The organism is Microbacterium sp. HMH0099 (genome assembly GCF_049384025.1).
Lineage (GTDB): Bacteria > Actinomycetota > Actinomycetes > Actinomycetales > Microbacteriaceae > Microbacterium.
Genome location: NZ_JBMRJR010000005.1, coordinates 79,344 through 93,204 on the forward strand (window position 1 = coordinate 79,344; position 13,861 = coordinate 93,204).

Annotated in this window: 10 protein-coding genes; 4 read left to right on the plus strand and 6 right to left on the minus strand. The window is 74.6% G+C overall.

The features are described from left to right. Positions 1–55: 55 nt before the first annotated feature. The 4 genes from ACO03V_RS12350 (at position 56) to ACO03V_RS12365 (ending at position 5,774) form a co-directional block, all read left to right on the plus strand. The gene (locus ACO03V_RS12350) at positions 56–1,309 is read left to right on the plus strand and encodes an MFS transporter (RefSeq protein ID WP_423137790.1); all 1,254 of its coding nucleotides are present in this window, start codon (positions 56–58) and stop codon (positions 1,307–1,309) included. Then, positions 1,306–2,925 (plus strand): amidohydrolase, encoded by a 1,620-nt coding sequence (locus tag ACO03V_RS12355; protein WP_423137791.1) that lies wholly within the window; start codon positions 1,306–1,308, stop codon positions 2,923–2,925. Before ACO03V_RS12350 ends, ACO03V_RS12355 begins: the two co-directional genes overlap by 4 nt. A gap of 114 nt (positions 2,926–3,039) precedes the next feature. Beyond that, positions 3,040–4,074 carry an agmatine deiminase family protein gene (locus ACO03V_RS12360; RefSeq protein WP_423137793.1) on the plus strand — a complete coding sequence of 345 codons (1,035 nt, stop codon included), beginning with the start codon at positions 3,040–3,042 and terminating at the stop codon, positions 4,072–4,074. Beyond that, complete coding sequence (locus ACO03V_RS12365; protein WP_423137794.1) at positions 4,071–5,774, plus strand: amidase; 1,704 nt, start codon at positions 4,071–4,073, stop codon at positions 5,772–5,774. Before ACO03V_RS12360 ends, ACO03V_RS12365 begins: the two co-directional genes overlap by 4 nt. 25 nt (positions 5,775–5,799) lie before the next feature. Here the strand turns inward: ACO03V_RS12365 and ACO03V_RS12370 are convergent, their stop codons facing one another. The 6 genes from ACO03V_RS12370 to ACO03V_RS12395 are packed head-to-tail and all read right to left on the minus strand — an operon-like array spanning position 5,800 to position 13,827. Then, a complete protein-coding gene (locus ACO03V_RS12370) occupies positions 5,800–6,165 on the minus strand; it encodes a hypothetical protein (RefSeq protein WP_367728433.1) in 366 nt (121 codons plus the stop codon). Next, positions 6,155–10,255: a type VII secretion protein EccCa gene (gene eccCa / locus ACO03V_RS12375; protein ID WP_423137795.1), complete on the minus strand. Its 4,101-nt coding sequence runs from the start codon at positions 10,253–10,255 to the stop codon at positions 6,155–6,157. The genes ACO03V_RS12370 and eccCa overlap by 11 nt, the downstream gene beginning before the upstream one ends. Beyond that, entirely contained in the window at positions 10,252–11,127 is an 876-nt protein-coding gene (locus ACO03V_RS12380; RefSeq protein ID WP_423137796.1) for a hypothetical protein, read from the minus strand. Before ACO03V_RS12380 ends, eccCa begins: the two co-directional genes overlap by 4 nt. A 23-nt stretch (positions 11,128–11,150) precedes the next feature. Further along, entirely contained in the window at positions 11,151–12,500 is a 1,350-nt protein-coding gene (locus ACO03V_RS12385; protein WP_423137797.1) for an EsaB/YukD family protein, read from the minus strand. Next, positions 12,497–12,754, minus strand: a complete 258-nt coding sequence (locus ACO03V_RS12390) for a hypothetical protein (RefSeq protein WP_367728454.1) — start codon at positions 12,752–12,754, stop codon at positions 12,497–12,499. Before ACO03V_RS12390 ends, ACO03V_RS12385 begins: the two co-directional genes overlap by 4 nt. Further along, the gene (locus tag ACO03V_RS12395; RefSeq protein WP_423137798.1) at positions 12,754–13,827 is read right to left on the minus strand and encodes a DUF6177 family protein; all 1,074 of its coding nucleotides are present in this window, start codon (positions 13,825–13,827) and stop codon (positions 12,754–12,756) included. The genes ACO03V_RS12390 and ACO03V_RS12395 overlap by 1 nt, the downstream gene beginning before the upstream one ends. Between the last annotated feature and the right edge of the window lie 34 nt (positions 13,828–13,861).

The window sequence follows — 13,861 nt, forward strand, 5'->3', positions numbered from 1 at the left end:
GACCGGAGCCCCACACCGCTCGCCGGCTCGCCCGGCTCGTTCGAAGGAATCCGACGTGTCCGCTCCCACCCGCGCCGCCGCGACCCCCGTCGCCGACGTCCGCCTCCCCCTGCGCCTTCCCACCGCGGGCGCGACGTTCGTCGTCGGGATCGCGGGCTACCTCGGCGTGAACCTCTCGCCCTACATGATCGCCGCCGCGCAGGAGGGCACCGGCTCGGACCTCGAGGCCGCCAGCTGGCTCGTCACCGGCGCGCTCCTGCTCACCGCGCTGACCGGTCTCGGCGTCGCGCGTCTGTGCGCCGGCGCACGGCGTCGCCCGGTCGCGCGGATCGGCTTGGCGCTCGCCGTCGTCGGCTTCGGCGTCGCCGCGCTCGTCCCCGCGCTGATCCCGGCCGGCCTCCTCGTCGGCGGGGCAGGCGCGGGAGGGGCGGTCGCCGCGTCCGGCGCCGCCCTCGCCGCGTTCCGCAACCCGGACCGCGTCGCCGGCCTGAACGGCCTGGCCAACCGCGCGCTGATCACGGTGATCCTCGCGGTGGTGCCGCTCATCGGACTGGCGCCCCTCAACGTCTTCGGCACGCTCGCCCTGTGCAGCCTCGTCGCTCTGGTGCTGGTGGCCTGGCTTCCCGCGACGCCCGCGGCGACCGTGCACGCGGCCGCCGCGGTCGGCGAGGCGGTGCCGATCGAGGTGCCGCCCACCGGCACGGTCCGCGCCGCCGCCGTCCCGTCCCGCACGGTGACCGTCGCCGGCATGGTCCTGCTCGTCGTCTTCGCCCTGTGGGCGGTGAGCGAGGACTCGCTGTGGGCGATGGCCGGGGTCATGGGCGCCGCCCAGGCGGCCCTCACGCCCGAAGGGCTGGGCATCGCCCTCAGCGGGGCGACGGCCGGCGGTCTGATCGGGACCATCGCCCTCGTCGCGATCGGCGACCGCTTGGGCCGTGGCATCCCTCTCCTCGTCCTGATGATCGCGGGAGGCGTCCTCAAGATCGCCCAGGGGTACATCACCGACCCGACGGTCTTCATCGTCGTGTTCATCGTCTGGAACAGCATCTACGCCGTCGCATTCATGTACTTCGTCGCCACGGCCGCCGCGCTCGACGCCGACGGACGCTGGTCCGGGCCGCTGCTCGCCGTCTACCTCGTCGGCTCCGCCCTCACCCCGGTCATCGGCGCCCAGCTCGTGGCCCTGCTCGGCTACGCCGGCTTCACCCTCATCCTCGGGATCGCGAGCTTCGTCCTCGCCGTGCCCGCCACCATCGTGGGCCTGCTGTCCCGGCGGCTCGAGCGCGCGGCACGGGAGGTGTCGGCATGACCCGGGTGCTCTACCGCGGTGGGCGCGTCTTCACCGCCGACCCGCAGGATCCGTGGACCGACGCCGTCGCCGTCGAGGACGGCGTCGTGGTCGCGGTCGGCGCGACCGCGCGGGCGATGGATGCCGACCAGACCGTCGACCTGGCCGGCGGGCTCGCGCTGCCGGGGTTCACCGACGCGCACACCCACCTGCTGATGATGGGAGCGGCGCTCGGGCAGGTCCCGCTCACCGAGGCGCGCTCGCTCGAGGCCATCCAGGCGGCGCTGCGGGATGCGCGGGCGGCGGATCCCGACGCGACGGTCCTGCGCGGTCGCGGCTGGCTCTTCGACTCCGTCCCGGACCGACGGCCCACGGCCGGCATGATCGACGCGGTGGTCGCCGACGTGCCGGTGTATCTGGATGCCAACGACTACCACTCCTGCTGGGTGAACAGCGCCGCGCTGGCCGAGCTCGGCATCACCCGCGACACCCCGGACCCCGCCGGGGGCGCGATCTCCCGCGACGCGGACGGCGAGCCGGACGGTCTGCTCATCGAGACCGCCGCCGTGCAGTACGCGTGGGGGCAGCGGGATGCCGCGATGACCGACGAGGAGCGCGACGCGGCGGTCGACCGCGTCCTCGACGCCTATGGGCGCGCCGGGGTCACGGGGGTCGTCGACATGGCCTTCGACGAGCACGGTCTCGCCGCCTTCGACCGCGCGGCGGAGCGTCACGGCGGCCTGCCGCTGCACGTCGCCGCGCACTGGCTCCTCGAGAACACCGGCGACCGCGAGCGCAACCTCGCCCAGCTGGACCGCGTGGTCGAGCTCGCGCGTCGCCCCGCGCCGCAGGCCGTGCGCGTCGTCGGGATCAAGCTCATCATCGACGGGGTCATCGACGCGTGCACCGCCGCCATGGGCGCCCCCTACGCCGACGGCTCGAACGCCGAGCCCATCTGGCCGCTCGCCGATCTCGCCCCCGTCGTGGCGGCGGCCGACGCGGCGGGGCTGCAGATCGCGATGCACGCGATCGGGGACGCCGCCAGCGACAGCGCCCTCACGGCGATCGAGCAGGCGATCGCGGCCAACGGCGACATCGCCCGACGGCATCGGATCGAGCACCTGGAGTACGCGGCGCCCGGCACCGCCGAGCGCATGGCGCGGCTCGGGGTGACGGCATCCATGCAGCCGGTCCACGCCGACCCGGCGATCTTCGCCAACTGGGCGGCGATGCTGGGCGACGAGCGCGTGGAGCGGGCCTTCCCGTGGCCCGAGTACGAGGAGGCGGGGACGCTGCTGGCGTTCTCGACCGATGCTCCGACGGCGCCGTACGAGGCGCTGGCCAACATGTACGTCGCCACGACGCGCGCCTCCGCCCTGGACCGCTCCGTCCCCGCCGTGCACCCGCAGCACGCGCTGTCGCTCGCCGCCGCGCTGGGGCACGCGACGCGGGACGCCGCCGCATCGGTCGGCGACGGGGAGTGGCGCGGTCGCATCGCCCCCGGGTTCGCGGCCGACATCGTCGTGCTCGACCGCGACCCGTCCTCGTCGGCCGATCCGGCGTCGCTGCTGGCGGCCCGCGTGGTAACCACGCTGGTGGGCGGGCGTCCCGTCTACGCGGCCGAGCCGGTGGCCTGACGTACCCGCCCGGTTCGAGGCGCGTTCCTCCTGCCGGGGCGCGAGAATGACGCCCCGGGAGAAAAAAGGCGCCCCGAACCGTCCCCCCGAATCGCTTCGAAGGAACAGAGAGACATGACCTGGCGAATGCCGTCCGAGACGGCTCCCCATTCCCGCACGTGGATGGCCTTCCCCTGCGAGGGCCCCACCCTCGGCGAGACCGACGCGGAACGCGAGGCCGGCTACGCCGCGTGGACCGCCGTCGCGCACGCGGTCGCGGAGTTCGAGCCCGTGACGATGGTGGTCGACCCGAGCGAGACCGCACGCGCCCGGCGCTTGCTCTCCGGGACGATCGAGGTCGTGGAGGCGCCCGTCGACGAGTTCTGGATGCGCGACGTCGGACCCACCTTCGTCCTCGACGCCGCGCGTCCGGGCGTCCTCGGTGCGGTCGACTGGACCTTCAACGGCTGGGGCGACCACGACTGGGCGCAGTGGGAGAAGTCGGCCGGACTCGGCCGCATCGTCGCCGACCTCGCCGGCGCGGAGCTCGTGCCCTCCGCCCTGGTGAACGAGGGAGGCGGCATCCATGTCGACGGGGAGGGCACGGTGCTGCTCACCGAGACCGTCCAGCTGGACCCGCGACGCAACCCCGGCGCGACCCGGGCGCAGGTCGAAGCCGAGATGGCGCGCACCATCGGAGCGACGCACGCCGTGTGGCTGCCGCGCGGGCTCACCCGGGACTACGGCGACTTCGGCACGAGCGGGCACGTCGACATCGTCGCCACGATCCCGTCGCCGGGGGTCGTCCTGCTCCATGACCAGCAGGACCGCGACCACCCCGACCACCTCGTCTCGCGCGAGCTCCGCACGTTCCTGGAAGGACAGGTGGATGCTGCCGGCCGACCGTTCCGCGTGCGTGACCTGCCCGCGCCGGCCACCCTGCGCGACGCCGAGGGCGACGTCGACTGGAGCTACGTCAACCACCTCGTCGTGAACGGCGGGGTCGTCGCGTGCGGGTTCGGCGAGGACGCCGCCGACCGGCGGGCACGGGAGGTCCTCGCGGACGTCTACCCCGGACGACGGGTCGTGAGCGTCGATGCCCGGGAGCTTTTCGCCCGCGGCGGCGGCATCCACTGCATCACCCAGCAGCAGCCGGAGGTGGCGTCGTGATCGATGTGGTCGAGGCATCCATCGCCGACCTCTCCGCCGCGCTCGCGGCCGGCCGGACCACCGCCGTCGAGCTCGTCGAGGCGCACCTCGCCCGCATCGACGCGTACGACGGCCCCGACACGGACACGCGGCTGAACTCCGTGGTCGTCCGCAACCCGGCGGCGCTCGCCGAGGCGGCCGCGTCGGACGCACGCCGGGCCGCGGGGGAGGCGCGGGGGCCGCTCGACGGCATCCCGTACACCGCCAAGGACAGCTACCTCGTCGAGGGGCTGACCGCCGCCGCCGGCAGTCCCGCCTTCGCCGACCTCGTCGCGCAGCGCGACGCCTTCACCATCGAACGGCTGCGGGCCGCTGGGGCGATCTGCCTCGGCCTGACCAACATGCCGCCGATGGCGAACGGCGGCATGCAGCGCGGACTCTACGGGCGCGCCGAGAGCCCGTACAACGCGGACTACCTGACGTCCGCGTTCGCGTCGGGCTCGTCCAACGGCTCGGGGACCGCGACCGCGGCCTCCTTCGGCGTCTTCGGGCTGGCGGAGGAGACCTGGTCCAGCGGACGCGCCCCCGCCTCCTGCAACGCCCTCTGCGCCTACACCCCCTCGCGCGGGGTCATCTCCGTCCGCGGGAACTGGCCCCTGGTCCCGACGATGGACGTCGTCGTGCCGCACACCCGCTCCATGGCGGACATGCTGGCGGTGCTCGACGTCATCGTCGCCGACGACCCCGACACCCGGGGCGACTTCTGGCGCGTGCAGCCCTGGATCGCGATCCCGGACGCCTCGACCGTGCGGCCGGAGTCGTTCGCGTCGCTGACCGTCTCGGCGTCGCTCGAGGGTGTGCGTCTCGGCATCCCGCGCATGTTCCTCGGGACCGATGACGAGGCCGGGACGGGCCCCACCGGAGTGGGCGGGCCGACCGGCCGGCGCATCGAGCCGCGTCCCTCCGTGCTCGCGCTGTGGCGCAGCGCGCGGGAGGCGCTCGAGGCCGCGGGGGCGACGGTGGTCGAGACCGACTTCCCGCTCGTCAGCAACTACGAGGCCGACCGGCCGGGCGCCCCGACCATCGCGACGCGCGGCCTCGTCAGCCCCGCGTTCCTGCGGCGCGAGATCGTCGACCTCTCGGCGTGGGCGTGGGACGACTTCCTGCGGGCCAACGGCGACCCGGCCGTCCCGGACCTCACCAGCGTCGACGGCGCGGCGATCTTCCCGCACCCGGCGGGGGCTCTGCCCGACCGCTACGACGGGTTCGACGACGACATCGCCGAGTACCCGGAGCACGTCCGGCGGCATCCGGTGGCCGCGATGACCGACATCCCGCACCTCGCGGACGGGCTCGCCGGCCTCGAGGAGACCCGGCGACGGGACCTCGAGCAGTGGATGGACGAGCAGGGCCTGAATGCCGTCGTCTTCCCCGCCATGACCGACATCGGCCCCGCGGACGCCGACGTGAACCCGGCCTCCGCCGACATCGCCTGGCGGAACGGCGTCTGGGTCGCCACCGGCAATCTCGCCATCCGGCACTGCGGCGTCCCGACCGTCACCGTCCCGATGGGGACGCTGCCCGACATCGGCATGCCGGTCGGACTGACCTTCGCCGGTCGCGCCTACGACGACGCGCGGCTGCTCGCTCTCGCCGCGGCGTTCGAGGCGACGGGGACGCGGCGCACTCCTCCGCCGCGGACGCCGCGCCTGCCCGGCTGAGCGGCGGCGCGCGGCATCGCGCAGATCAGGCCTGGTGGACGACCCGCCCGGCGCGCTCGGCGGCCGCGGCCTCCAGCAGGCGGATGCCGATCACGCCCTCCGGCTCCCAGGGGCTCACGGCCTCGGTGCTCCATCGCGTCGCGTCGCGGTCGACGTCGGTGAGACCGTAGACGCGCGCCAGCTCGGTGGGGGACGGGGTGAGGCGAGGGCGCAGCACCGTCAGCACGACCCGATCGAGCAGGAGCACCTGCGCGGCAGCCCCGTCGTCGAGAGGCCGGATCTCGACCGGTGTCTCTGCCAGCTCCTCGACTGTCAGAACGGTCGAGACGGCGCGGGCGAGCGCGTCGATGTCGAGCGGGTCGCGGGTGAAAGCGATGCTGCTACGGGGCACGGTTCGCTCCTCGTCGACGGAGGAGCGGCTTCTGCTCCCCGTCCGTCTGCGATGGTGTGGGCGAGGTCGCGGGACGCGCGTCCTCGCCGTCGGGGGAAGCGGTCGCGACGGGAACGGCATCCGGGATCTCCGTGACGACGTCGGATGCCCCGGGACTGAGGCGTGCCTCGGTCGCGCCCGCAGCGGCATCCGGGATCTCCGCGACGAAGTCGGCGACCTGGACGAGCGTCGGGCGCTCGCCGCGGCGGGCCAGGCGTCCGCGACCCGCGATCATCGGCTCGGCGTACAGCTTGGGCAGGAGGGCGCCCTCGGAGCGATCGCCGGACATGATGAGGGTCGTCCCGCCGGTGTCGCGGATGCCCTGCAGGGCGACGTCGAACATCGCGCGCGATGCGCCGGCGACCGGCCGGCTCACGACGACGTTCAGCCGCAGGTCGCGGGCGGAGGCGAGGTACGGCAGGAGGGGGCGGAGGGGTTCCTGGCCGCCCGCGGCGAGGATGTCGAAGTCGTCGGCGATCACGAGGATGCGCGGACCGGCGCCGCGATCGCCCTGACGCTTCTCGAGTTCGACGGCGATGGACTCGGCCAGCAGACGGGCCTGCCGACCGGACGAGGCGTGTCCGCCGAGATATGCGTCCGGGATCTCGGCCGCCAGCTCGCCGCGCGCATCCATCAGGGCGATGACGAGCTCCTCCGCCGAGTGCCGGTCGATCGCGCCCTGGACGATGCCGCGGAGGGTCGTGGTCTTGCCGCACCGACTGTCGCCGAGGACGAGGAGGTGCGGATCGCGCGACGCGAGGTCGAGGGCGACCGGCTGCATGGTGTCCTGGCGGAGGCCCAACGGGACGGCATCCGGCTCGTCGATCGCGTCGGGGAGCTCGGCGGGCGACAGCACCTCCGGCAGCAGCCGGATGGGGGCTGCGCCCTGGCCGCCCCAGCGCGCGGCGCTCTCGCGGGCCAGGCGTTCCAGGGCCTCGCCGGTGTCGCCGTCGTCGACCTCTTCGAGGAGGGGGAGCGCGATCTGCGCGAACAGCTTCTCGTCGGTGAGGACGCGGCCGGGCTCGTCGGCGCGCAGAGTCGTCGACAGCTTCCGGGCGATCTGCGAGTCCGCGGGGTCGTTGAGCTTCAGCTCGAGCCGCGTGCCGATGAGCCCCTGGAGGTTCATGCGCAGCTCGTTCCACCGGGACAAGGCGACGACGACATGGATGCCGAAGCTGCCGCCGCGTTCGAGCAGCTGCGCGAGAGGCGCCTCGAGGTCCTCGAAGTCCTGGCGGAGGGCACCGAGCCCGTCGACCAGCAGCACGACGTCGGCGCTGGGCAGGTCGGGCAGTCGTCCGTCGGCGTGCTGACGACGCATATCCGCCAAGGAGTCGAGGCCGTGGTCGCGGAACACCCGTTCGCGCACCGCCAGCATGCCGGTCAGCTCTTCGAGGAGGCGGCCGAGCCGCTCCCGGTTGCCGCGGGTCGCCACGCCGCCGACATGCGGGAAGGGCTCGATCCGGGCGAGGCCGCCTCCGGTGAGGTCCATGCCGTAGATGCTCACCTGGCGGGGCGAGTGCGTGAACGACAGGGAGGCGGCGAGCGTGCGCAGGAACATCGACCGCCCGGACTGCGGGGCGCCGGTGATCGACACGTGCCCGCCGGAGCGGGTGAGGTCGAGCATCCACGGCGACTGGTTCTGCCGCGACGGGTCGTCGAGGAGACCCATCGGCGCGCGCAGCGTGCCGCCGCCGTCCGCCTGGGGAAGGATGCCGCCGAGTGTGAGCACCGGCGGCAGGGGCGGCAGCCACACGGGGCGGGTGCGCGCGACGCCGCGCGCGAGGCGCGAGGTCGCGGCGTTCACGAGGGTCCGTCCGGTGGTCGGCGTCTCGGGTTCGACCTCGACCGGCTCCTCGACCTCGACGTCGCTCTCGGGGAGGTCGTAGTCCGGCACGAGCAGGACCGGCGGGGCGTCGTCGTGACGCGGGCCGGACTCGATCGGGTCGGGCACCGGTCCCGAGACGTACCCGGCGCGGAAGCGCGTGTAGACCGACGTGTCGACCTTCAGGTACCCGAAGCCCGGGATGGCCGGCAGGTGGAAGGCATCCGGGGTGTCCAGCACGACCGCGGACTCCGACTCGGAGAACGTGCGCAGACCGATCCGGTACGACAGGTAGGTGTCGAGTCCGCGGAGGCGTCCGCCTTCGATCCGCTGGCTCGACAGCAGCAGGTGCACCCCGATGGAGCGGCCGATGCGCCCGATGGTCAGCAGCAGCTCGACGAAGTCGGGCTCGGCCGTGAGCAGCTCGCCGAACTCGTCGATCACCAGGAAGAGGTGCGGCAGGGCGGGCAGGTCGGGACGCTCCCGGCGCATCTGGCGGTAGTGGCCGATGGATGCCGCGTTCCCGGCGTCCTTGAGCAGTCGCTGCCGACGCACGACCTCGCCCTGGATGCTCGCACGGGCGCGCTCCGTGAGCTGCGGGTCGTCGGCGAGGTTGTCGATGATGCCGGCGACGTGGGGCAGCCGGGCGAAGGGCGCGAAGGCCGCGCCGCCCTTGTAGTCGACGAGGATCATGCTGAGGTCGTCGGGGGCGTGGGTGAGCGCGAGGCCGAGGATGAGCGTTCGCAGCAGCTCGCTCTTGCCGGAGCCGGTGGCTCCGATGCAGATCCCGTGCGGGCCCATGCCGAGCTGCGCCGACTCCTTGAGGTCGAGGAGCACCGGCCCGCCGTGGTCGTCCACGCCGATCGGCACGCGCAGGAACTCCGCGGCACCGCGGGGGCGCCAGGCGGTCGTGGTGTCGATGGCATCCACGTCTCCGACGCCGAGCAGCTGCGTGACGTCGGGGGCGAGGGCGGTGCCCGCGTCCTCGGCGGAGGTCCGCGTGAGTCGCAGCCCCGCGAGCGGTCGGGCCACGATTTCGAGGGCGGACGGGGTGAGCGCGTCGATCCGGATGCCGCCGACCGCGGCCTCGCCCGAGCCCGGGGTCTCGACGGTGGCGACCCCGTCCGTCACGCTGACGCGCACGGCGACGGTGGTGGGCTCCTTGAGCCGGTCGTCGACGAGGTGGACGACGGTCACGCCGAGGGCGGTGAGGTCGAGGGCCGCATCGAGACGGGGGACGGCGGATGCCGCTCCGTCCGCCTCGTCCACGAAGACGACGAGACGCCCGGGCTTGGTGCGGCGGCCCGCGCGGCGCGACGCGGCGGCGGTGGCGACCCGGTCGCGCAGCTCGTCGCGCAGCAGCGAGAGCAGCTCGGCCAGGGTCGGGGCGACGCGGCGTGCGGCGACGGCGCCGGAGGGAGGGGTGGCGCGGGAGACGTGCGGGAGCAGGTCGAGACCGCGCCAGTCGTCGCGCTGGGCGGGTGCCACGGCGGCGGCGATGTGCACGTCGTCGGGGGAGTGGAACGCGGCGATCTGCGCGACCAGGGTCCGCGCGACGCGCAGCGTGTCCTCCCGCGCACCGACCAGCGAGACCTGCCCGCCGCGTTCGAGGTCGACGATGCCCGGCATCCCTTGCGACACCCCGGCGAGACGCACCATGCGCTCGGCGGACTCCCTCATCACGGGGTCGAAGGGCTGTACCGGGTTCTGCTCCGGCGGCAGGGTGACGTCGACGGCGCGGAGGTCCCCCGTGCCGATCCGCAGACGCAGGAAGTCGGGGTCGCCCGGGCGCCGTTCCCACCGGCGGGCGGGATCGGCCGTGATCTCGACCAGGGTTCCCGGGGCGGGGTGAAGGGTGAGGGCGGCGTCGCGCTGCGACTCGGCGGTCCGGCGGACGCTCTCGCGCGTCTCCTCCAGGTAGTCGAGGTAGCGCTCGCGCTGCACGCGCCGCTGCCGGGCCGCGTTCCCGCGCTGGGTGAAGGCCATGCCGAGGCCGCCCACGAGCGCGACCACGAGGATGACGGCGCCGACGACGACCATGATCGGGTTGTTCCGGAGCAGCACGATCATCGTGATGGACGACAGGCTGCCGACGATGGGCAGCAGCGACTGCAGCGGGAAGCCGGTGGCGCCCTCGCCGATCGGCGGCGGCGGGGCGAGGATCACCTCGGGAGCGGGTTCGACCGCCTCGCTGATGCGGGCGGGCCGGTGGACGATCCGGACGGTCATGCGGTCCTCTCGTCGATCGGGGCGGCGTCGGCGCCCGGGGCCCCCAGGCGCCCGTCGCCGTGGGCGGACGGACCGCCGGAGGTGCGGCGTCCGGCATCGGCGGGTCGTGCGGCGGCGCCGCCGGCCGCGACCACGGCCGCGGCCAGTTCCACGAGCGCCAGGTTGGTGACCGACCGTCGCGGACGTCCGCCCGAGGCGAGGCCCGGGTCGAAGGGCACGGCGACGACCGGGTGCGCGTCGGTGGCGGAGAAGGCGCGGGCCACGCCGGCGCCGTCGCGCGCGTGGTCGACCAGGGCCAGGACGACCGCCGGCGACTCGGGGAGCCCCGTCAGGGCGTCGACGACGGAGCGGGCGTGCTCGGCGGGCGAGCGACGTCCGTCGGCGACCAGGCAGACGACATCGCACAGCGCCGCGCAGGCGGCGAGATCGACCACCGGGTGCCGAGCGCCGAAGTCGGTGACGGCGACGTCGAAGAACCGCGCGATCGGGGCGGCCTCGGCCAACCAGGCGCCGACGGCGTCGTCCACGTCCCGTGGCCGCAGCCCGACGACGCCGTCGCGGAGCTCGAGTCCGCTCAGCGCCTCTGCGGTGGTTCGGGCGGATGCCCGCGTCTCGTCGGGTGCCGCCGTCGCTGCGCCGACGCGCGCCGCCAGGCCGTCGTCGCCGGACGAGACGTCGACGGCGAGGACCGGTTCGCTGCGGCGGGCGGCGACCGCGCGCACCAGCTGATGCGCGACCGTGCTGGTGCCCGCTCGCGCGGAAAGCGAGACCACGCCGACCCGCCGCGTGGTCGACAGGCCGCCGCGGATCGCGTCGTCCCACGCGGTCAGCTCCCGACGACCGCCGGCTCCGCTGCCGAAGAGGGCGGTCATGACCGCTCGCAGATCCGGCACGGTCAGGAGCCCCCGCCGAACATGCCGAGCAGGTCCGCGTAGACGCCGAGGGTCCCCACCAGGAGCGGGATGAGGGACACGACGGCGAGCGTCTCGACGATGTTCCCCAGTCCGCGCAGCCGCGCCCGCACGTGGGGGCGCGGCGAGACGAGCACCATCGTGGCGACCAGGCCCGCGAGCACGACCGCCGCCGCGGCGCCGATCCACCCCAGCCCGCCCGACAGCAGCACCGACAGGCCGGCGGCGGCGACGGCGGCGGCCGCGGCCCACAGCAGCCAGCCGTGCGAGCGCAACGGGAAGGCACGCGTCCGCAAGGCGGCCACGAGGAAGAGTGCGAGGGCCAGCAACTCCGTCCAGATCTCGCCGGACAGCGCCAGGACCACGCCGGTCGCAGCGAGCACGGTGGCCACGGCGGCGACGCTCCACGTCAACGCCGCATACGCCTCGTCGATCGCGGCGAAGGCGCGGGGACGGGCCGGCGGCTCGCCGTCGGCGGCGCGCTGGTCGAGATCGGTGAGCCCCGCCGACGACAGCGCGATCCAGGGCAGCGGACCGGTCGCGAACGCGGCCACGACGCCCGTCACGGCCGCTGCGGCCGTGGCATCCACTCCCGCCAGGAGGAGCGTGAGGAGCAGGCTCGACAGGACGGCCCCGAGCGCCGCCCCGGAGGCGGCCCCGCGACGGCGATGCGCGACACCGACGCCGAGCAGCGCGACGGTCGATCCGGTCGCCAGCGCCGCGGCCACGCCCGCGAGCACCGTCGACTCGACGGGGAGGCCGACGGATGCCACAGCTCCCACCGTCGCGCCGCCGATGGGCAGCGCCAGTCCGGCCGCCGCCGCGGCGATGCACGTCGACAGGCGGCGGAGACCGCCGAGGCCGACCCCCGTGGCGATGACGGCGAGGAGGAGGGACAGGCCGAGCAGGGCGAACGCGGCGAGCGTGGGCGACGTCCAAGGGGACAGCGCCCCCGCGACGGCGAACGCCGCGGCGATGCCCGTTCCTCCGGCGGCCATCCGCGCCCGCTCATCCCAGCGGTCGGGGCGTGCGTCGTGGGCGTCGGCGGCGGCGTCGGTGACGTCGATCACGACGGGGGGAGGAGGTGCGGCGTCGAGGCGCACGAGACGGACGAGGGTGCCGTCAGTGAGGTCGAGCTGCTGCGGCGAGAGGGCGATGTCGATCTGCTCGCCGTCCGGGGCGACGACCGCGATCGGACGGGCCACCGTGCCGGCGGTCTCGCCGAGCAGGTCCAGGAGACGGGGCAGGGCCGCGCCGACCGGCTCGCCACTGGGGACGACGACCTCGGCTCGGCGCGCGGAGCCCGCGACGGTCAGACGGGTGTAGATGCTCACGGGTTCACGGCTCCGGTGGGGGTCTGGATCGACGAGCTCTCCTGCGCGCGCTCGGTCAGCAGCTGCGACACGAACGAGACGCCGACGCACGCGGCGCAGGCCACGGCGGCGACCACGATGGATCCCATCAGGCGCTTCATGTGGTCGTTGACGGTGCGGCGCTCGCCGATGTGCCCGTACACGAGCGCGGCGCCGAGCCGCATGCGCTGGATCTTGGCCTGCTCGATGAGCACGGTGTCGCGCTGGTCGGGCATCAACGGCTCCTTTCCGGGGCCTGCAGGAGCGCGCGCACATGCGGCGCGAGGTTCAGGAGGTCGGCGAGTCGGGCGGGATCGAGGGTGGCGAGGACGTCCTCCAGGCGCGTCCAGCCACCGCCGTCGACCGACCCGAGTGGAAGCAGCACGCCGGGGAGGCGGGGGCTGCCGACGACGGTGCCGCCGACCTCGCCGATCCACCGCTTCGGGTCGACGCCGAGGGCGCGCACGCCGGCGGGACCGACGAGCAGGGCGAGCGGTTCGGGCTGCGGCGTCGCGGTGGCGCGCCGCGCCAGATCGGGCGCGCCGATGGCCGCGAACGCGACGCCGATGAGCGGCAGGCCGATGGTCCCCGCGCGCGCGAGCATCTCGCGCGCCTCGGCGGTGGCGGTCGCCCCCGCGTCCCGTCCGACGCCCGGGACCGCGGCCCACACCCGCGTCGTCTCCTCCAGGCCTTCGCTCGTGCGTCCGACCTGGATCGTGGACACGACCGGCCGGTCGCCGCCGCCGACGGCGATCCAGTGGCTGTCGAGGGGGACGCGCCGGCGCGAGCGCTCCGTGAGATCGCCGCGGTCCCAGGGGGCCAACAGCGGCTCGAGGGCTCCCCAGGCGGCGGGCTCGGCGCCGGTGAAGAGGTCGACGGAGGCCTCGGCGACGCCGCCGAGACGGACGGGCCGCGACACCCGGTGACGGGTGGACACCGTCGCGACGACCTGCAGTGCGGATGCCACCTGCGCCCGGACGAAGAGCGGATGGATGCCGTCGGCGTTCGCCGCGCCGGCCGTCAGGGCCTCCGCGGGGGCGGACAGGCGCGCGCCGCTGCGCGCGTCGTAGAAGCCGTTGTCGCGGGTACGGACGACCCACTGCCCGCGGACGGCGGACAGCACCTGCGCCATCGGCTGCGTCATGCGGGAGAACTCGGTGGAGACGACGATCGGACGGAGGCCCTGCGTCGCGGTCTTGTGGAGGAAGTCGCTCATCCCGGTGGTCAGCGCGATCACCTGCGCGCGCGTCTCCGTTCCGGCCCAGCCCGGGCCCGCGGCGTCGAGGTACGGGTGCGTGACGGTGCTCATGCGGCATCCCTTCTCGTCCGACGCGCCCGCGGGG

Excerpts from the sequence above, each read along its gene's own strand:
- ACO03V_RS12355 (WP_423137791.1), top strand. The coding sequence starts at position 1,306 with ATGACCCGGGTGCTCTACCGCGGTGGGCGCGTCTTCACCGCCGACCCG.
- ACO03V_RS12360 (WP_423137793.1), top strand. The coding sequence starts at position 3,040 with ATGACCTGGCGAATGCCGTCCGAGACGGCTCCCCATTCCCGCACGTGG.
- eccCa (WP_423137795.1), bottom strand. The coding sequence starts at position 10,255 with ATGACCGTCCGGATCGTCCACCGGCCCGCCCGCATCAGCGAGGCGGTC.
- ACO03V_RS12380 (WP_423137796.1), bottom strand. The coding sequence starts at position 11,127 with ATGACCGCCCTCTTCGGCAGCGGAGCCGGCGGTCGTCGGGAGCTGACC.
- ACO03V_RS12390 (WP_367728454.1), bottom strand. The coding sequence starts at position 12,754 with ATGCCCGACCAGCGCGACACCGTGCTCATCGAGCAGGCCAAGATCCAG.
- ACO03V_RS12395 (WP_423137798.1), bottom strand. The coding sequence starts at position 13,827 with ATGAGCACCGTCACGCACCCGTACCTCGACGCCGCGGGCCCGGGCTGG.